The sequence below is a fragment of the Lacinutrix sp. C3R15 genome (assembly GCF_018860825.1).
GTDB lineage: Bacteria > Bacteroidota > Bacteroidia > Flavobacteriales > Flavobacteriaceae > Oceanihabitans.
Window position 1 is genome coordinate 142,461 of sequence record NZ_JAHKPZ010000038.1, and the last position, 20,695, is coordinate 163,155.

The following is a 20,695-nucleotide window of genomic DNA, read 5'->3' on the forward strand; positions in this document are numbered from 1 at the left end:
TTTTTATACACGTAAACTTTTTTAAATATTATTAACTCCATTATAAATTATAAGGTGATAACACACCTAATAACACTCCGTTTTACCATTCATCGAATCAATATGTTATTAAAAGGTTATTTTATCTAAAGATTTAGAAATGAGACAGTTTCTTAGTATATTTACATTTTAAACTTCTTAATTAATAAGCATAACAGCAGAGATAGGTTATCTTATTGTTGAAAAGTTACGTTTAAATAAGTATCTCTATGAAAAAAAATTACTCCCTTTTATTGATAGCTTTTTTATACGCTTTAGTTTCTGGTTATGGGCAGATGAGCGATTTGATAATTTCGGAATATAGTGAAGGTTCTAGTAACAATAAATATGTTGAAATTTACAATGGAACAGGAAGTCCAATAGATCTATCTGATTATGAATTATGGAAGATTAGTAATGGTGGTAATTGGCACGAATCCTTAATAACCTTATCTGAAACATTAGCAGATGGAGATGTTTACATTATTGCTAATAGTTATTCAAATGGAGTGATTCTTGCCGAAGCCGATTTAACAGATGGAATTGCAACTTGGAATGGAAATGATGCTGTAGGTCTTGCAAAATTAGGATCTTTAATAGATGTAGTTGGTACAAATGGGGCAGACCCTGGTTCTGGTTGGGATGTTGCAGGAGTTAATAACGCTACTGCAAATCATACATTAATTCGTAAAAGTACTATTTGTGACCCAACAACTAATTGGACAGCTTCATCTGGAACGAATACTACCGACAGCGAATGGATTGTTTATAATCAAGACGAATGGACTTATATTGGTGCTCACACAGAAACTTGTTCACCAACCTCAGACCTAGAAATCACAGGCACACCAACAGACCATGGTTCTTTATGCGTTGGCTCTCCAGGTAGCACTGTACAATACACTATAACAAATAATGGTACTTTAGCAGCTCTTAATGTTACAGCCACATCTAGCGACACACAATTTACTGTTAGTGGTTTATCTACCACAACCATAGCGCCATCAGGTACTGCTACCTTTGATGTAGTTTTTACACCAACAGCAACTGGTGCTCAAGCCACGACCATAACCGTAAGTAGCGCGACAATTACAGACGATGCTACAATAAGCCTAACAGGAACAGGAATAACTACACCAACAATAATCACACAACCAGCAAACGCCACTCAAGTAATACCAGATACAGCTACTTTTACAGTTGCAGCAACAAACGCCACTTCCTACCAATGGGAAGTTAACACAGGTAGTGGATGGAATATCGTAACAGGAGGTTCTGGAGACACTACGGCATCTTATACCACTAGCGCTACTACAGAAGCTATGGATGGTAACCAATACAGATGCATTCTAACTAATGCTTGTGGCTCTACAACATCTGCTACTAGTACTTTAACACTAAGTAATAGCTCACCTAATAATGCGCAAAATTTAAGTGGCTGTTTTGAAGACACAGCAGTTACTTTAAACTGGAACAATCCATCCACTCCACCAACAGGAGGTTATATTATTTTTGCTATTGAAGGAACCACACAACCTACAGCTCCATCAAATGATGCAAATACCTATACAGCCAATTCTAATTTTAATACTGCTCCTTTTGAAACACCTGCTAGCTTAGGAAAAGTAGTGTATAAAGGCAACGGAACCACTGCTACTATTACAGGCTTAACAGAAGATACTACCTACTCCTTTAGAATTTTTGGCTATAATGGAGAAACCCTTACAGGATGGGCAAATGGTACTTCTGTTGGCAGTAATTTAGAACAAATTGCACAAGGAGATGTTAGAAACCTAACAGCAACACCGTTAACCAATCAAGTAACCCTGAACTGGCTAAACCCAACACCAACTTCGTGTTGGGATGAAATACTTATTGTTGCCAATCAAGGTGCTGTTACTTTTACACCAACAGGTGATGGTTCTGCGTATACCGCAAATGCCGTTTATTCTGGAGCAAATCAAGTAGTATATAAAGGCACAGGTAACTCTAGAGCCATTACAGGCTTAACTAATGACCTTAGCTACTGCTTTAAAGCATTTATTCGTAGAGGAACCACCTGGACACAAGGTGTTGAGGTTTGTGCAACACCAACTTTAACTTATTGTGATTCTTATGGAGATGGAAGCGACACTTTTCTTACTCTAATTAAAAATGTAGAATTTAATACCATTAATAATGCTTCAGACAATACTGATAATGATTATACAGATTACACCTCTATATCTACAAATGTCAATTTAGGAGAAAGCTACAACCTTACTGTAAACGTAAATACAGATGGTACTTATACCACCACCACAAGAGCTTGGATAGATTGGAACAACGATGGTGATTTTGATGATTATGGTGAAGATTATGAATTAGGAAATGCTTATAATGTAGTGAATGGTGCTACAGACGCTTCTCCTTTAAGTATTGATGTACCAACCAATGCAGTAATAGGAAATACAAGAATGCGTGTTTCTACTAAATTTGACACATCAGCCTCTACACCTTGTGAACAAAATTTTGATGGAGAGGTTGAAGATTACACCATTGTCATACAACAACCAACTGGTGCAGAAATAACGGTTGAAGGAAATAATATTAATATTCCTAACGGATTTAACGCTCCTTATGGTTTAAACAACACCTTATTTGGTACAATTAATCTTGGTAGTTCTAGTGCTTCAAAAACATTTACTATTAAAAATGTAGGATTATCAAACTTAAATTTAACAGGAACACCTAGAGTAGATATTGCTGGTTTGAATCCTGGAGATTTTTTAGTGAATGTACAACCAAGTACTGCAACATTAGCTTCTAATGCAGAAGTAGATTTTGAAATTACATTCACTCCTCTTGCTGATGGTGTAAGAACTGCAACAGTAAGTATTGCTAATAACGATGTTACTGGAACTGAAAATCCGTTTACTTTTGATATTCAAGGAACAGGTCAATGTCCTGCTTCAGTAACTAGTACCATTTGGCCTACAGAAGGACCTGTTGGAACAGAAATAACAGTAACCTCTAGTAATGATTTATCTGGAGCAACTGCACAGTTAAATGGCGTTGATATAACTGTACTTTCTTCTAGCACATCCGAACTTATTTTACAATTACCAAATGACGTTACAGATGGTAATTTAGTGGTTACTTTAACAACAGGTTGCTCTTCTTTCAATTCCTTTGATGTTATTGATACTAGTATTTCGGGTTGTGAATCTGGAACCTCATCTACAACACCTACCGATATCTTTATTAGTGAAGTTACTGATGCTACCTCTGGTAGTTCTTCTTACGTAGAAATATTTAATGGTACTGGTACAGCTGTAGATTTAAGCGATTATGATTTAAAATTATATAATAACGGAAGCACCTCTTCTTCTGGTACAGTAAACCTTACTGGCACATTAGCAAATAACAGTGTACATGTAGTAAGTATTGGTACAACTACTTGTACAGAAAACAACTTAAACGTAAGTCCAAACCAAAGCGAACCTAGTTTAGGAGGAATTAATTTTGACAACAACAAGGCAGATGCTATTGTTTTAGAAAAAACCGCTGGTACCAATCAAGGAGAAAAGGATGTATTTGGTGTAAAAAGCTCTGGTAGTTGGGCAAACAGCTTATCCTTTGGTGACGAGGGTGTTAATTTTAGAAGAAAAAATGATGCGCCTATTTTACCAACCATGACTTTTGATTTAGCACATTGGAATATTATTGATTGGACAACTTGTTCAGATTCTGATTATGTAAATATTGGTTTGTATGATTTTTCATTAGGTATACCACCAATTATTACACAACACCCTCTTCCTCAGAATGCAACTTGCGATCTTACTGCAAGCTTAACAGTAGAAGCATCAGAAGGTGTAACCACAGGCTTACCTCTTGCATACCAATGGTATTATTTGGCTCCAATGCAAACCACTTGGACTGCTGTTACAAACGACGCAACATACTCTGGTGCCACAAGCGCAATTTTAAGTATAGACAACACATTAAACGCTATTGATTACCAATTTTATTGCCAAGTAAGAGAGGATGGAGCTACTTGTTATACCGCAAGTGAAGCTGTAAAACTTAAAACACAAAAAGCAGAATGGGATGGCACCATGTGGTTAGATGGTATTACTCCAGACATGAACACCATAACAATAATTAATGGCGATTACAATACCCTTTCGGAAACTAGTTTTACTGCTTGCCAGCTACTTGTAAATGCAGGAAACCAATTGGTTATTGCTAATGGAGATTTTGTAGAAGTCATAAACAATGTAGAGGTGTATGGTGATGGTTCTAATACAGACGGAATACTTGTAGAAGACAAAGGAAGCTTTGTACAACGTGGTGATGGTGTAAATGCAGGAACATACACCTTACATACAGATGCTATAACACAAGTAAACAAACGTACTGCTCCTTTAAACAACTGGTATGAATACACCTATTGGAGCTCTCCTGTAGTAGGTGAAACTATTGGTAATGGTTTATTAGAAGCGCATCCTACAAGACGTTTTTGGTATAATGCGCAAAATTATTTAGACCAAACTGCCGAAACCAATAACAACAACGGAACCGTTACAGGTCAAGATGATATTGATGATAATGGTAACGATTGGCAATTCACCAGCAATAGCGATGTTATGTTACCAGGTATTGGTTACGCTGCAATGCACAACCAAACAGGTTTTGGTATGCCTGGAGCAAACTACGAATATACTTTTGAAGGCGCATTACATACAGGTGACTATACAGTACCTCTGTACAGAAACGATCTTGAGTTAAACGATAATAACTGGAACTTTATTGGTAATCCGTATGCTTCAGCAATTGATGCAGATGCTTTTCTTGCTGCTAACACCATTATAGACACTAATGTATCTGAAACAACAACAGGTGTTACCGATGGTGCTATCTTTTTATGGTCTCAAAACTCAGCATATACAGATACCAATAACGGAAATGAAGTTTTAAATTTTGCACAAAGTGATTATGCCGTAATTAATGGAATAGGGCAAACTGCTGGTGGTGATGGTGTAACACCAGATAGATTTATTCCTTCTGGACAAGGTTTTTTCATCTCGCTATCTAATGCAGCAACTACAACAACCGCTTCTGGTACTATAGAAACTGCCAATGTTATTTTTAACAATAGCATGCGTGTAACAGGAAACAATAATCAGTTTTTTAGAACTACAAACAGTGACCTAACAGAAAAAATTTGGCTAAATTTAACTACAGATAATGGCGCATTTAACCAAATACTAATTGGTTATATTAATGGTGCTACAAATGCCTATGATGGCATGTATTATGACGCACCAAAAAACTTTGCTACAGATGCGCATACTATTCTTTACTCTATTATTGAAGATACAAATGCTAAAGACAAATTAGCAATTCAAGCTAGAGCTCCTGAAAGTTTAAACCTAGAAGAAGTGATACCTTTTGGTCTTAAAACAAGTATTGCAGAAGCAACCATTTACACCATTAGTATTGCACAAGTACAAGGAGGGTTTTTAACCAATAACACCATTTACTTACGTGATAAATTAATGCAAGTGGTTCATGATTTAAGTGCTTCAAACTATAGTTTTACATCAGAAACTGGTGAGTTTAATGATAGGTTTGAAATTGTATTTAACGATACTTCTTTATCTATTAATGAAAACCAATTAAATAACGCGCTTACCATAATAGAACAACCTGATGGTATGGTAATGTTTAGCACTTCTGATGATGTACAAATTAAAAATGTAAAAATCTATGATGTTTTAGGAAGATTGTTATACAACTTAAACGGAAACAGCAGCACAGAAACCTATAATTTAGATAGATTAAGCCAGGCTGCTTATCTTGCCAAAGTAACATTATCTAACGATGTGGTTATTACAAAAAAAGCAATTAAAAGAAACTAAGTAGAGTCTCGATTTTTCTACTTTGTATGAAACAACAAAAAGCCTTTCTTTTTTTTGAGAAAGGCTTTTTTTGCGTTAAGGATGGAAATGGCATCCTTTTTATGGTATCTAAACCTGGTTTAATTAGTACTGTAGTTTCTATTTGTTTTCTGTTTATTTAGCACACTAAACATTAAAACATAAAAAGATATAATGTACAGCCTGGTACTACGTAGCTTAAGCGAAGTAGTAAACGCCCAAATAAAAAATTACAAACTATAGGCTATAACTTAAGGCTATAATAAAGTTTCTTCCTGGAGCAGCAATACCAGAAGAATAGGTTTTATAACGTTGGTCTGTAATATTTTCTAAACTTGCTGTTAGTGTAGTATTTTTACAGATTTCCATTTGTGCACTAAAATTTAAAGTATACCAGGATGGCGAATACGGGTTTCCGTCACTATCTAGAGCGTAGATGTAATCTTTTTCAGCTTCTGAAGGCGCTAAATCTAAAAACGAAAGTTCGTTATTGTATTCTGCAAAAGCATCTAGTTTTAATTTATTTGATTTCCAAATAAAGTGTGTATTTCCAAAATTTGGTGCTATATGCCTTACTGGAACCTCAACATCATTATCTTCTTCTGTACCACCAATTACATTGTATTGTGAGCGAAGTTGTGTTTTTTCAGAAAAGTTAATTTCCATGCCAACTTCAAAACCATAAATCCATGCTTTAGAAGCATTTTGCATGGCTTGTACTTGACTTAACTCTCCGTTATACATAATTTCACTTTCGCCATTTAAGGTGTAATCACGTCTTACCAAAGCATCATCTAAATAGGTGTAATAGGTTGCTAAATCTAAAACAACCACATGATCAAAGTTTAATTTTAAACCTAGTTCACCACTATACGCATACTCTGGTTTTAAGTTTTCATTTGGTACAACCACAGATCCTGGTTCGCTGTCAAACACTTTACCAACGTCATCAATATTTGGAGCTCTAAATGCTGTAGAGGCATTTAATTTCCACTGCATGGTTTTATTAGGAGCCCAACTTATACCTGCTGTACCTGTAAATGCGCCAAAATCACTTTTTGTAGTATTAAAAGGAAGGTTTAAAAACACATTATTTGCTGTAAAATCTGCTTGGTAAGCAACATGGTTATATCGAATACCAGATTGCAATACAAATTTAGGGTTTGGCTTATATTTTAAACTAGCATAAGCTGCAGCAGATTGCCAGCTGGAATTGTCTGGATATCTAGTTACAATTGCTTCGGTAGTATTGGTGGTTATATCTCTAGCAAATGCTTTTGAATGTACTTTATTATATACATACTCTAAACCATAAAATAATTCGGTTTTAGTACTTAACAGTTTTTCAAAATCTAGATTAGCAGAGTATGCATCTACATGTTCTTCTGTATTATCTTGAATTGTAGATTGATAATCTCTATCTATTCTGCTTTCTTGAAAATTTTGGTATGCAGTTACAAATTTTATTTTATCATACAAGCTAGCTCCACTACTTAACTTGGTTACCCCAAAGTTAGTCATAAACCATTTTTGCGGACCATAATCCCATTGTGCAGAACGTAATTCATCACCATTATAACGTATTAATCTATCATATCTTGGGTAATCTGAAGTAGCCGAATAATATACACCTGCATCAAAACTTAAATCATCTGAAGCTTCATAACGTACTTTTTGTAGCAGGTTTATTTGATCATAACCTGTAAATTTTTGAATTCTTGGATTGCTATTTTGCACAATAACATCTTCGCCATTATTGGTTTCAATATATTCTGTTCTTAAGTAATCGTCAGGACCATGCGCTCCCATTCTTAGGTCATCAAAAGAAGTATAACTAGCATTGGTAAAAAACGCCCATTTTTTAAGTCCTATATTAAAATCTAAATGTCCTGTTTTTTCATTAGATGCTGTAGCATATCTTACTGCTGCATTGGCAGTAAATGCAAGAGAATCTGTGTAAGATAATTTTGGTGTTTTTGTATAAAAACTCATCACACCACCAATGGCATCACTACCATAAATTATAGAACCTGCACCAAGGGTTACCTCTGTGTCTTGAATGCTAAAAGGATCTATAGATATTACATTTTGCAGGTTACCTCCTCTAAAAATAGCATTGTTCATACGTACACCATCTACCGTAATTAAAAGCCTGTTGGTAGAAAAACCTCTAATCATTGGGCTACCTCCTCCTAATTGACTTTTTTGTATATATACTTGTCCAGATTGCTCTAATAAATCTGCACTAGTTTGCGGATTAGAAAATTGAATATCTTTAGCGCTTATATTGGTTATTTTTTGCGGAATATCTCTTTTACTCTGTTTAAATTTTGAAGCAGATACCACAACCTCTTCTAAGTCTTGCGAGTTGGCTGTTAAAGCTACAACAGCATTTTTTATTTTAGCTTTTTCAATAGAAAACACATGATAAGAAAGGTGTTGAAAGTATAAAACATCTGAAGCATTAAAAGCATCTAAATTTGCTTGGCCATCAAAATCTGTAATGGTACTTTTTAATTTACTATGGTTATAAATAGCAACGCTTGGTAAGGGTTCTCCGGTTTCTTTATTTATAACGGTTATTTGTTGTGCCTGCGTAAAAATACTTGTAAAAAATAAAAAAAAAAGAATAGTAATATACTTCATATTATGTATTAAAAACTTGATTAAAAATCTCTAGGGATTTTGGTTTTTTAAAACTTCCCAAATGTAAATCAAAATAATACAACAACATAGTTAAAAAAGCCTGTCTTTGCGTTGCATTTATTTTGATAGCAGATAGGTTATCAAAAACTGTGCCTAGTAACTGTTTTAACAGTGTTAAATTTTCACCTGTAATACTATAAAAATCTGTTGGTTTGTTTTCAAACCTTCCTCCTTTTAAATTAAAAGAAGAAAAATCACTTTTATTTTCCTCTGGATAAAAACCAAGGTGTTTGGTTAGTTTTAATAAAAATAATAAATGAAAGTTTGTACAACTATCTTGCATATCTAACCACTGCAGCGTAGTTTCTAGATACACATAAAGAGCTTCGTTTTCTTCTTCTTCCTGAAGTGATGTAGATAGTACTTCAGACAAGAACATAACAATAGTACTTTTAAAGATATCATTATGCAAGGTTGCGTAAATTACGTGAGGCTTTACTTCTTTTATATATTGAAGGGACCTGTTTTCTTGATAGGTTATTTCTAGCTCTAATTGAGAAAGTAATTGAAAATATGCTTTTTTTACTTTTCCTTTTTTAGCCTTTAAAATCCCTTTTTGTAAAAAGCTAACAACACCATATTCTTTAGTATAACATTTAATAATTAAATCATGCTCGCCATACTTTATTTTAGATAAAACAATAGCATTGGTTTTTACAATCATTATCTCACAACCATTATTTTTAAGACTTTAGTTTCTAAAGTATCTAAATCTGAAAGCATTATTAAGTAAACACCAGAAGCGACCACATTATTAGCAAGGTTTTTACCATTCCAAAAAGCGGTTCCACCATCAATTTCTAAATTATATCCTTTGTATCTTGAATTGGTTCCTGTTTCTGCTTCTGCAACTAGGTTACCTTCAATATCTGTAATTTTAATATTTACATTATCTGAAATATCTTTAATTTTTACTTTGTCTTGTGTAATATTGAATGTTGGTCTTACAGGATTTGGGTACACATAAGCATCTTCTAAACTTTCTGTTGCAGAAGAACCTCCTGCTTTAAAAGAAACTAAACCTTTTTCTGTTGCTATATAAACCGTACCATTAGAGGAATCTATAGATAAATCTAAAACATTATTGGTTGGCAAAGCCGAGTTCTCTGTAGTAAAATGATATATCGTTTCTTGTCCATCTGATGAAAAATAAAACAAACCAGAATCTAGCGTACTCACCCATTTATTATTAGATCCATCAACTTCAATATCTGTAATAAATTGTTGAAATAAGAGTTCTTCTGCTACACCATCTTCTAAAATAATAATTTGGCTTGCTGTTATACTTGCTTCTGTAAAAAAGGAAGTAGTATTATATAGCACACGCAATCCTTTATCTGTACCAAACCAAATTTGATTTCTATTATCTAAAGCTAATGCAGTAATAATAGTAGAAGGCATGTTTTGTTCTTCTGTATATAAAGCTCTAAGTTTTACACTGGAGTTATTTTCATTATAGCCAATAAGTCCAAAATTATAGCCTCCAAACCATTTTGTTCCATTACTATCTATAACCAAATCCCCATGACCCCATTCATCATTTAATCCGTCGTTAATTAAAGTTGAAAAATCATAACTCTGCCATTGTCCTGTAGATGGATCATAAGATTTTAAAGGTCTTTCAACTCTTCCGGTTGTAGTCCATAAAACACCATTACTATCAAAATTAGAACCACCTTGTCTTATACTTACTACATTTGAATTTCCTGGTATAACTAAAGACTCTAAACCACTATTGGTTTGATCATGTAAAATTATAGAAATATCATCTTCTACTTCTAACAAGCCATCTTGAAAAGAACTAATAAACACATGGTTTTCTGCAAAAGGGTTTATTGAAATGGTATTTAAATCTCTCGCATTTAACACACTATCATAAGGTATGTTTTTCCATTCTTCGTTTTTTAAATGACTATAACCATATTGTCTTAAGGGAGAAGGATTAAAATGCAAATCATAATCACCATAGGTAACCCAAAGATTATTAGCAGAAGCTTTTATAGAAAAAGTATAATTAAAAAGAGGGCCATTAGGTAATATTTCTACAAATGTAACAGGGTTTAAAATGGGTGTTTTTATTAAACCTAAGTCTGTGGTACCAATATACAAATACTCATCATCTATTGTAGCAGATGTAAATTCTGTATCTAAATCATCACTGGTAGATACTTGTGCTATTTGTGTGAAATTACCATCATATACGAATACATCATTTTCTGTAGTTACAATTAAATAATTATTAACGCTTCTAAGATCTATTTGCTGGTCATCATGAACAACTAAATCTGTAAGTGAATTATCATCTTCTATTTGCAAAAAAGATCTACTAAATTTAGCTGCATATAAATTACCATTATTCTTTTCTATTACCAGAAAATTACCTGTAGCTACAGTCTCCCATTCCTCAAAATCTACTAAATTACTACTATTTAATGGTGCTCTTTTAGTACCATTTGCATCTAAACAAGCAGCATAAATGTAGTCGTTATAAACTACTGTTTGTTTTATTCTAATTTGAGTTCCTTGGCTACCAATATAATACGTGTCTCCAAACTCTAAACGCTCTAAATCATAAACAGAAATACCGTATTCTGTAGAAATATATACGAGACCATCATACTCATTAAAATGATTAATATTTTTATCTGTAGGTGGTATGGTTGGTTTTTCAAATATATCTAATATGGTTAACACATCTTCTTCAGGGTCATCAAAAGCAATCTCTATTAAACCATTTTCATACCCTATAATTAAAAGCTCATATGCTTCACTATAGTGAATTTTAGAAATCGTTTCACCAGACAAACCATTAACCGTTGTTATCGTTTCAATTTCATTAGTTTCAATATCATAACTAAAAATTGCATTTTCTGAAGCTGCATAAATTTTTCCATTTCCTTGAGATACATTTTTAATATCGGAATATGAAAAATACCCTTGCCATTGTGCAGAATAATCTTGTGATGATGCTACTATTGGCAATAGTAACAGTAGTATGCGTGTTATTTTTTTAATCATAATTAAAATATTCAACTTCAAATATATTTATTACTAACGAGTTTTAAGTTAAAATAATATATTAAAAACAAAAAAGCTTCCTTATTTAGGAAGCTTTTTTAAAAATATATTATATAAGCTACACCACTCCTTGTGCTAACATGGCATCTGCCACCTTTACAAATCCAGCAATGTTTGCTCCTTTTACATAATCTACATAACCATCTTCTTGCGTACCATAAGTAACACAAGACTCATGTATATCATTCATAATTTGGTTTAATTTAGCATCTACTTCTTCACGTGTCCAGTTATAACGTAAAGAGTTTTGACTCATTTCTAAACCTGATGTTGCAACACCACCTGCGTTAGATGCTTTTCCTGGTGAGAATAATATTTTAGCTTTCTGCAAAGCTTCAATAGCCTCTGGTGTTGTAGGCATATTTGCTCCTTCAGCAACCGCTATTACATTATTATTAATTAATGCTTTTGCATTGTCTGCATTTAATTCATTTTGTGTTGCACATGGCAATGCTATATCACAGTTTACTCCCCAAGGTCTTTCTCCTTTATGAAAAGTTGCTGAAGTATATTTATCTGTGTACTCATTAATTCTTCCACGATTCACATTTTTAATCTCCATGATATATGCTAATTTTTCTGCATCAATACCATCTGCATCATATATATAACCAGAAGAATCAGACATAGTAACTACCTTACCACCTAATTCTGTTACTTTTTCACAAGCATACTGTGCTACATTACCTGAACCAGAAATAACAACTGTTTTTCCGTTTATTGAATCTCCTTTAGTAGCTAGCATATTTTTTGCAAAATACACACAACCATAACCTGTTGCTTCTGGTCTAATTAAAGAGCCTCCATAAGTAATACCTTTACCTGTTAAAACACCTGTAAATTCATTACGTAGTCTTTTATATTGTCCAAACATATAACCTATTTCACGACCACCTACACCAATATCTCCTGCTGGAACATCTGTATTTGCACCTATATGTCTAAACAACTCATTCATAAAAGATTGGCAAAAACGCATTACTTCGTTATCACTTTTTCCTTTAGGATTAAAATCACTTCCTCCTTTTCCTCCTCCCATTGGTAAGGTGGTTAATGAATTTTTAAACACTTGTTCAAAACCTAAAAATTTTAAAATACTAAGATTTACTGAAGGATGAAAACGCAAACCTCCTTTGTAAGGTCCTATTGCGGAATTAAACTCTACTCTAAACCCTCTGTTTACTTGAGTATCACCTTGATCATCAATCCAAGGAACTCGAAATATTATAGTACGCTCTGGCTCTACCATACGCTCTAATAACATTTTATTTTGATACTGAGGATTCTTCTCTATAAACGGAATAACCGTTTCAGCAACCTCATGAACAGCCTGTAAAAACTCAGGTTCATGGCTGTTTTTTTCTTTTACTATATCTAAAAAAGCTTCAATTTTATTTTTCATTTTATGAAATTTTTGATAAATATTATATATCGAATATTATATGTGCAAATATACATTATCTTTAAAAAATATGTGCTTTTTTTTTATTTTTAGCAATGTCATTCAAATAATAAATTATTAGATTTGATTGTTATTGCAAGTACAGCAAGAATAACACATCCTTTTGTCTGATTTATTTGCGGGTATAGCGATTATTTTTATATTTGTTGTAAGTATTTTGCTCTAATTTTGAAATCATACCATGTTTAATTTGAAACAATTAACCTTCGTTTTGTTCTTTGTAATAGGAACACACACTACATTTTCTCAATTGGGATTTTCTCATGAAATAGGTGTTATTGCTGGTCCTGTAGCCTTTCAATCTGACTTTGGGGTTAGGAATGATTTTGAAACTGATGCAGGTAATACAGGTATTGGTATTGGTATTATACATTATATAAACTTTGCCTATAGAGCAGACTGTAATTGCTATTCTACAGACACTTATTTTAATGATCATTTTAAATTACGAAGTGAACTTTCTTGGAATAAAACCAAACTAGATCATTTTGGAGAATGGGTAGATAACCCTAGCCCTAGTTATGACCAACTAAGAACCCATCATGGAGAAGCCAATAATTTTGATATTGGTATGCAATTAGAATACTTTCCTTTAAGCATTAGATCTTTTCAAGGATTTGCTTATAGATTTGCTCCTTTTGTTAGTTTTGGTGTACACTACACCTCATACAATCCTAAGGTATATACAGACGAACCTGGTGGAAACATTTTAGATCCTAATAATTTTTTCGGTCCTTGGGTACAAGGGCAATCTTCGGTTACTGATGTAATTAGCGATGCCTCTGGTAGCACATGGTCTACTGTAGCTAGTGTTGGTGTACGTTATAAACTTACAGTGGTTTCTGATTTAATGTTAGATTTAAGAACACAATATTTTTATAGCAACTGGGTAGATGGCTTAAACCATACTTTAGACTCTAACAAAGCTAATGATTGGTTATTATGGCTAAACTTTGGTTACATTTATTATTTAGACTAGAAATTAAAACATAAAACAAAAAAACTCAAGCTTAGGCTTGAGTTTTTTTGTTTAGAATAACATATAACTATTCTAATGCTTGTTTTAAATCTGCTATTAAATCTGCTTCATCTTCAATACCAACACTTAAGCGTATAAGCGAATCTACAACTCCTATTTTTTCTCTTTCCTCTTTTGGTATGCTTGCATGTGTCATACTTGCTGGATGACCAGCTAAAGACTCCACACCACCAAGAGATTCTCCTAAAGTAAATAGTTTTAATTTTTCTACTATTTTAATAGTTTCATCATAATTATTTCCTTTAGTAGTAAAAGACAGCATACCTCCAAAATCTTTCATTTGTGCTTTTGCAATATCGTGATTTTGATGCGTATTAAACCCTGGCCAATATACTTTTTCAATTTTGGAGTGTGCTGCCAAATAAGTAGCCACAGCTTTACCATTTTCACAATGACGTTGCATTCTTACATGCAATGTTTTTATTCCTCTTAAAACTAAAAAACTATCTTGAGGTCCGCTAATAGCACCACTTGCATTTTGTATAAAATATAGTTTATCTGCCAATTCTTTATCTTTTACAACTAGTGCTCCCATAACCACATCACTATGACCGCCAAGATATTTGGTAGCAGAATGCATTACTATATCTGCTCCTAAATTTAGTGGTTGTTGTAAATATGGTGTAGCAAATGTGTTATCTACTGCAAATAAAACATGGTGTTTTTTAGCTATTACCGCAATTGCTTTAATATCTATAATTTGCAATAAAGGGTTGGTTGGTGTTTCTACCCAGATAAGCTTTGTATTAGGGTTTATATAGCTTTCAATATTGGCTGCATTTTTCATACCAATAAAATGGAATTTAATACCAAAGGGCTCAAAAATCTTGGTAAATAACCTATAAGTTCCTCCATACAAATCATTGGTGGCTATTACCTCATCTCCAGGCTTTAAAATTTTTACAACAGCATCTATTGCAGCAAGTCCTGAACCAAATGCTAAACCAAAATTTCCGTTTTCTAAAGCTGCAAAAGCATTTTCTAAAGCATTTCTTGTAGGATTATGTGTTCTAGAATATGCATATCCTTTATGTACTCCTGGAGACGTTTGGGCAAACGTTGTTGTTTGGTATATTGGTGGCATTACAGAGCCATAGGCTGGATCTGGTTTTTGACCTCCATGAATTACCTTTGTATTAAACTTCATTTCTTAATTTATTTATAACAAAAATAAGTTTTAACTCGTTGTATTCAAACCTAAAGTATATCTTTAATCTATCTTTAACTTATAATTAATTAACACATTGAAATCTCTTCGTTTACTTATTATTCTGTTTATTTTTTCTTCTTGCCAAAAAGAAAACACAACGCTTACTTTTTCTGAAGTTACTATTTTAAAAGAAACCACTACTACTATTGAAATCAACATGCCTAAAGCACTTGGTAAAAATCCTGCAGCAAAAAAAATTAATACTACACTTAATCATTTTGTTTGTAAAGCTTTGCATATAGATGCTGCTACACCTAAAAAAGAAACTCTAGAAGCAAGCATGCAAGATTTTAATGCTGCATACAGCAATTTTAATACTTTAATAAGTGAAGAGTTAAAAGAAGAATTACCTAAATGGGAAGCATTAATTGATGGTGAAGTTATTTATACCACCACAAACTTTGTATGTATAGCAATGAACTCTAGCATAAATACAGGAGCCGCAAATAGTAGTTTAATTTTAGAGTTTTTTAATTTTGACACAAAAACAGGTGCTCTTTTAACCACAAAAGATATAATTAACAATATAGAAGACTTCACGGATTTGGTAGAAAAATATTACAACAAAGAAGTAACTTCAACCTTTATAGAAGCAGACGCGCTTTTAAATAATAACAAATTTAAGCTTCCAAAAACTTTAGGCTTTAGTGAGGAAGGTATTATCATTTTATATGATAATTTTAGTGTTGGTGCTTTTGAAAAAGAAATTGTAGAATTCACTATTCCGTATGAAGTAGCAAACACTTATTTAAAACTGTAATTACAAGGCTCTTTTAAGCGCTAAAATATAACCTAAATGAATACCTTCATGAAAGTTATTAAAGGCAACAGCTTCTTCAACATTAGTTAAAGTGCTTTTGGTTGAAACAGTATATTCTGTATAGGTTTTAAATACCTTATTGGTATAGTCTTCTTGCGTTTTTGTAATTGTAGAAAACAATAAACCTTTAATTTCATCTACTTCTTTTTGTGTTACATCGCGTTCTGTTTTGGTACCTTTTCTATACATTTCTATCATTTCATCTGTTAAAATAGAAGGTAATCCAGACAACTTATACACTAATAATTGTTGTGTTACAATGGTATGCGCAATATTCCAAATAATAGTATTATTAAACCCTTTTGGCTTTTTATTAAGTTGCTCCAGACTAAGATTCTCTATCAGAGAATGAAGTACGTTTCTATTTTTTAAGTTTATATCAAAAGCCCAATTCATGTTTCTATATTTTGGATAAAAATAATTATTTTTTAATAAGAATGAACGTACTTTGTAGCTTAAATCTTTTCGGTATGAAAAAAGTATACTATTTAAAAACGTGTAGTACGTGTATTAGAATTTTAAAAGAATTAAACCTTTCTTCAGAATTTATTCTTCAAGACATTAAAAAGGAAGAAATTACAGTACAACAGTTAGAGCAAATGAAAGGCTTGGCAGGAAGCTATGAAGCACTTTTTAGTAAAAGTTCTAAACTATATAAAGAAATGGACCTAAAAAACCAGAATCTAACCGAAAAAGACTATAAACACTATATTTTAGAGCATTATACTTTTTTAAGTCGTCCAGTGTTTATAATAGATAATGCAATTTTTATAGGAAACTCAAAAGCAAACGTTGAAGCTGTTAAAAAAGTTTTAAATGCATAAAAGAACTGTTGCCTTAATTGCTGTATTTTTAGTACAATTACTTTACGGCTTAAATTTTACTTTTGCAAAATTCGTAATGAATGAAGGCTATATAAAACCTTTTGGTTTTGTGTTGCTTCGTATTTTTGGAGCAACCATATTATTTTGGATATTAGACGCTTTTATGCCAAAAGAAAAAATTGACATCAAAGACTTTAAAACCTTTGTTATAGCTGCTTTTTTTGGTGTAGCTACTAATATGCTACTCTTCTTTTCTGGACTAGAACTTACTACACCTATTCACGCTGCGGTAATTATGATTACCACACCTATAATTATACTTATTTTTTCTGCATTTTTTTTAAAAGAACGCATTACAGGCTTAAAAATTACAGGAATATTATTAGGTTTTGCTGGCGCACTGGTACTTTCTATTTACGGTAAATCAGTACGTGTTGGTGATAATATATTTTTAGGGAACTTAATGGTTTTTGCAAATGCAGTTTCGTATAGTGTATACATTATTATTATAAAAAAACTTACCGAAAAATACCATCCTTTTACTTTTATAAAATGGTTGTTTTTGTTTGGTTTCTTTATAGTGCTTCCTTTTGGTTATCAAGAAGTACAAGAAATACAACTAGCTACCTTTTCACCTTATGTTTATTTTTCTGTAGGTTTTGTAATTATTGGTGCTACTTTTGGCACCTACTTATTAAACCCTTTAGCTTTAAGAACCTTAAAAGCAAGCACCATTGGTACTTTTATTTATTTACAACCAGTAATAGCTGGAGTGTTTGCTATTTTAATGGGAGTAGACTCTTTAAACGCTGTAAAAATAGTGGCTATGGTTCTTATTTTTTCTGGAGTATACTTAGTAAGTAAAACCCCTAAACTACAAGACTAGATTTTTAGGCATCTTGCCTTTTTCTCTTGTATCTTCTTTAGTAAGAACTTTATAGTCTTCAGATTTAGGAAAAGCATCAGCAATAACCAATAACTCCTCTGGTAAAGCAGTCATTTTTCTTTCTTTTAAATCAATCCACGCACCCATCATTTCACAATGTGCAATATTTTCGCCTTTTTTATTGTAAAAATTATGATCAAATTTAAAAAGTGTTCCGTCTTCACTTAAACCAGAAACACTAAGACTAACCGTTATTACTTGCCCTAAAAAAGCTTCTTTAAAATAATACATATGCTCATAAAAAACAACAGGCCCTAAATTATATTTGGCTAGCTCTCGCATAGAAAACCCTTGCTCTATAAGAAAAGCCATTCTAGTATGACTCATAAAATTAGTATAAGCAGAATTTGCTAAATGTCTATTAGCGTCTACATCGCTCCAACGTATTTCAAATTGTTTAGTGTACATCTTTTTTTTAATTTATATGCAAATTTACATATTTATATTATGCACGCATACTATAAATTGTATTTTCTAAACCTATACTTTTAGCTATCTTTGTAAAACTTAAATAAAATCTTATGATTCATTCTATGACAGGTTATGGTAAATCTGTTTTACAATTACCAACAAAAAAAATTACTTTAGAAATTAAATCGCTTAACAGTAAAAACCTGGATTTAAATGCTAGAATGCCTTCTATTTACAGAGAAAAAGAATTAAGCCTACGCAAACTTATTGGTAAACAATTAGAACGTGGTAAAATTGATTTCTCTATTTATGTTGAAGTTACAGGAGAAGAAACCACTACACAGCTTAACAAACCTGTAGTAAAACAATATATTAACCAACTAAAAGAAGTTGTTAATGGTGACGAAACAGAATTATTAAAAATGGCGGTTCGTTTCCCTGATGCTTTAAATACTGAAAAAGCAGAAATTGATGAAGAGGAATGGAATACTATTTTAGCCGAAATAAAAGTTGCTTTAAGCAGAATTGAAACCTATAGACTAGACGAAGGAAAAGTACTAGAAGCCGACTTTAAAAATAGAATTACAACTATTGCAGACCTATTAGAACAAGTCATTAAAATGGATCCCGAACGTATTGAAGGGGTTCGTGAACGCTTACGTAAAGGTGTAGAAGACTTAAAAGAAAAAGTAGACCAAAACCGCTTTGAACAAGAACTAGTTTACTATATTGAAAAATTTGATATCACAGAAGAAAAAGTGCGTTTACAAAACCACTTAGAATATTTTATTTCTGCGTTAAACTCTAAAGACTCAAACGGAAAAAAACTTGGGTTTATTAGTCAGGAAATAGGAAGAGAAATAAACACTATAGGTTCTAAAAGTAATTATGCACCAATGCAAAAACTGGTAGTACAAATGAAAGACGAACTAGAAAAAATAAAAGAACAACTTCTTAATGTACTTTAACAAGGTTAGAAACATAAAAAGAAGAAGAACTAATAATAAATACCACGCTGAGCTTGTTGAAGCGCTTTAAAAAATAGAATTTGACTAAAAACAACAAAGAAAAAGGGAAACTAATAGTATTTTCTGCTCCTTCAGGATCTGGAAAAACAACCATTGTTAGACACCTACTTAAACAAGAAAAATTAAATCTAGCATTTTCTATTTCTGCTACTTCAAGAGAAAAAAGAGGAACAGAAGTACATGCCGAAGACTACTATTTTTTATCTGCAAGCCAATTTAAACAACACATTAAAGACGACGATTTTCTAGAATGGGAAGAAGTCTATAGAGATAATTTTTATGGCACTTTAAAAACCGAAGTAGAACGTCTTTGGGCTTTAGGTAAAAATGTAATTTTTGATATTGATGTTTCTGGAGGTTTACGTATTAAACGAAAATTTCCGGAACAAACCTTGGCAGTATTTGTAAAACCACCAAGTATTGACGAGTTAAAAATTAGATTAAAAAAGCGCAAGACAGAAAGCGATGATAAAATTAATATGCGTGTTGCAAAAGCAAGTGCAGAACTTGCAACAGCACCTCTTTTTGATGTGATTATTGAAAATGACAATTTAGACAAAGCATTACTTGAAGCTGAAACTCTTGTTGGTAATTTTTTAAACCCTAAAAAAGAGCAATAAAATGAAAGTAGGTTTATACTTTGGCTCATTTAATCCTATACACATTGGTCACTTAATAATTGCTAACCATTTAGCAGAGCATAGTGATTTAGATCAAATATGGTTTGTGGTAACACCACACAATCCTTTTAAAAAGAAAAACACCTTACTAGATAACTACCAGCGTTTAGAAATGGTATATCAAGCAACCAAAGATTATATAAAACTAAAACCTAGTGATATAGAGTTTGGCTTACCACAACCCAATTACACCATAAATACCTTAGCACATTTACAGGAAAAATACCCTAAAAATGCCTTTAGCTTAATTATGGGAGAAGACAATTTGAAGAGTTTTCACAAATGGAAAAACTACGAGCTTATTTTAGAAAACCATGATATTTATGTATATCCTAGAATTTCTGAAGGAAAAGTAGAAACTCAGTTTGACAACCATAAACGTATTCATCATGTAGATGCACCAATAATACAACTTTCGTCTACATTTATACGTAAAAACATTAAAGCAAATAAAAATATAAAACCAATGCTACCAGAACATGTTTGGCAGTATATAGATGAGATGAATTTTTATAAATAATATAAAGGTTGATATAGAGAACAACAATT

The 20,695-nt window shown here is 32.4% G+C and carries 15 protein-coding genes; 8 read left to right on the forward strand and 7 right to left on the reverse strand.

The genetic code is table 11. From position 1 onward, the window contains the following. The first annotated feature begins 248 nt into the window (after nt 1–248). The gene (locus tag KO494_RS15380) at nt 249–5,924 is read left to right on the forward strand and encodes a choice-of-anchor D domain-containing protein (protein ID WP_215968506.1); all 5,676 of its coding nucleotides are present in this window, start codon (nt 249–251) and stop codon (nt 5,922–5,924) included. A gap of 255 nt (nt 5,925–6,179) precedes the next feature. On the opposite strand, the gene KO494_RS15385 is transcribed toward KO494_RS15380, so the two are convergent. The 4 genes from KO494_RS15385 to gdhA form a co-directional block, all read right to left on the reverse strand. After that, the gene (locus KO494_RS15385; protein ID WP_215968507.1) at nt 6,180–8,588 is read right to left on the reverse strand and encodes a TonB-dependent receptor; all 2,409 of its coding nucleotides are present in this window, start codon (nt 8,586–8,588) and stop codon (nt 6,180–6,182) included. 1 nt (nt 8,589) lies between these two features. Continuing rightward, the gene (gene recO, locus KO494_RS15390; RefSeq protein ID WP_215968508.1) at nt 8,590–9,312 is read right to left on the reverse strand and encodes a DNA repair protein RecO; all 723 of its coding nucleotides are present in this window, start codon (nt 9,310–9,312) and stop codon (nt 8,590–8,592) included. Then, nucleotides 9,312–11,666 carry a two-component regulator propeller domain-containing protein gene (locus KO494_RS15395; RefSeq protein ID WP_215968509.1) on the reverse strand — a complete coding sequence of 785 codons (2,355 nt, stop codon included), beginning with the start codon at nt 11,664–11,666 and terminating at the stop codon, nt 9,312–9,314. The genes recO and KO494_RS15395 overlap by 1 nt, the downstream gene beginning before the upstream one ends. A 118-nt stretch (nt 11,667–11,784) precedes the next feature. Further along, nucleotides 11,785–13,128 carry an NADP-specific glutamate dehydrogenase gene (gdhA, locus tag KO494_RS15400; protein WP_215968510.1) on the reverse strand — a complete coding sequence of 448 codons (1,344 nt, stop codon included), beginning with the start codon at nt 13,126–13,128 and terminating at the stop codon, nt 11,785–11,787. 241 nt (nt 13,129–13,369) lie between these two features. On the opposite strand from gdhA, the gene KO494_RS15405 reads away from it, so the two are divergent. After that, nucleotides 13,370–14,167 carry a pre-mRNA-splicing factor 38 gene (locus tag KO494_RS15405; RefSeq protein ID WP_215968511.1) on the forward strand — a complete coding sequence of 266 codons (798 nt, stop codon included), beginning with the start codon at nt 13,370–13,372 and terminating at the stop codon, nt 14,165–14,167. 67 nt (nt 14,168–14,234) lie between these two features. Here the strand turns inward: KO494_RS15405 and KO494_RS15410 are convergent, their stop codons facing one another. After that, a complete protein-coding gene (locus tag KO494_RS15410; RefSeq protein WP_215968512.1) occupies nt 14,235–15,374 on the reverse strand; it encodes a cystathionine gamma-synthase in 1,140 nt (379 codons plus the stop codon). A 97-nt stretch (nt 15,375–15,471) separates the two neighbouring features. Here KO494_RS15410 and KO494_RS15415 point away from each other — a divergent pair, with 97 nt between their 5' ends. Continuing rightward, complete coding sequence (locus KO494_RS15415; RefSeq protein WP_215968513.1) at nt 15,472–16,197, forward strand: PdaC/SigV domain-containing protein; 726 nt, start codon at nt 15,472–15,474, stop codon at nt 16,195–16,197. Here KO494_RS15415 and KO494_RS15420 read toward each other — a convergent pair whose 3' ends face one another. Further along, nucleotides 16,198–16,653: a DinB family protein gene (locus tag KO494_RS15420; RefSeq protein WP_215968514.1), complete on the reverse strand. Its 456-nt coding sequence runs from the start codon at nt 16,651–16,653 to the stop codon at nt 16,198–16,200. A gap of 74 nt (nt 16,654–16,727) precedes the next feature. Between KO494_RS15420 and KO494_RS15425 the strand changes: the two genes are divergently transcribed. Continuing rightward, nucleotides 16,728–17,081, forward strand: coding sequence for an arsenate reductase family protein (locus KO494_RS15425; protein WP_215968515.1), 354 nt, complete (start codon nt 16,728–16,730; stop codon nt 17,079–17,081). Next, nucleotides 17,074–17,967: a DMT family transporter gene (locus KO494_RS15430; RefSeq protein WP_215968516.1), complete on the forward strand. Its 894-nt coding sequence runs from the start codon at nt 17,074–17,076 to the stop codon at nt 17,965–17,967. The genes KO494_RS15425 and KO494_RS15430 overlap by 8 nt, the downstream gene beginning before the upstream one ends. Here the strand turns inward: KO494_RS15430 and KO494_RS15435 are convergent. After that, on the reverse strand, nt 17,956–18,435 hold the full coding sequence (locus KO494_RS15435) for a thioesterase family protein (protein WP_215968517.1): 480 nt from the start codon (nt 18,433–18,435) through the stop codon (nt 17,956–17,958). The two genes, KO494_RS15430 and KO494_RS15435, sit on opposite strands and share 12 nt — an antisense overlap. Before the next feature lie 113 nt (nt 18,436–18,548). Here KO494_RS15435 and KO494_RS15440 point away from each other — a divergent pair, with 113 nt between their 5' ends. The 3 genes from KO494_RS15440 to nadD all read left to right on the forward strand — a co-directional run bounded on the left by KO494_RS15440 (nt 18,549) and on the right by nadD (nt 20,666). Beyond that, on the forward strand, nt 18,549–19,406 hold the full coding sequence (locus KO494_RS15440) for a YicC/YloC family endoribonuclease (RefSeq protein ID WP_215968518.1): 858 nt from the start codon (nt 18,549–18,551) through the stop codon (nt 19,404–19,406). 80 nt (nt 19,407–19,486) lie between these two features. Then, nucleotides 19,487–20,086 (forward strand): guanylate kinase, encoded by a 600-nt coding sequence (gene gmk, locus KO494_RS15445; RefSeq protein WP_215968519.1) that lies wholly within the window; start codon nt 19,487–19,489, stop codon nt 20,084–20,086. Between the two features lies 1 nt (nt 20,087). Continuing rightward, nucleotides 20,088–20,666, forward strand: coding sequence for a nicotinate (nicotinamide) nucleotide adenylyltransferase (gene nadD / locus KO494_RS15450; protein WP_215968520.1), 579 nt, complete (start codon nt 20,088–20,090; stop codon nt 20,664–20,666). Nucleotides 20,667–20,695: the final 29 nt, after the last annotated feature.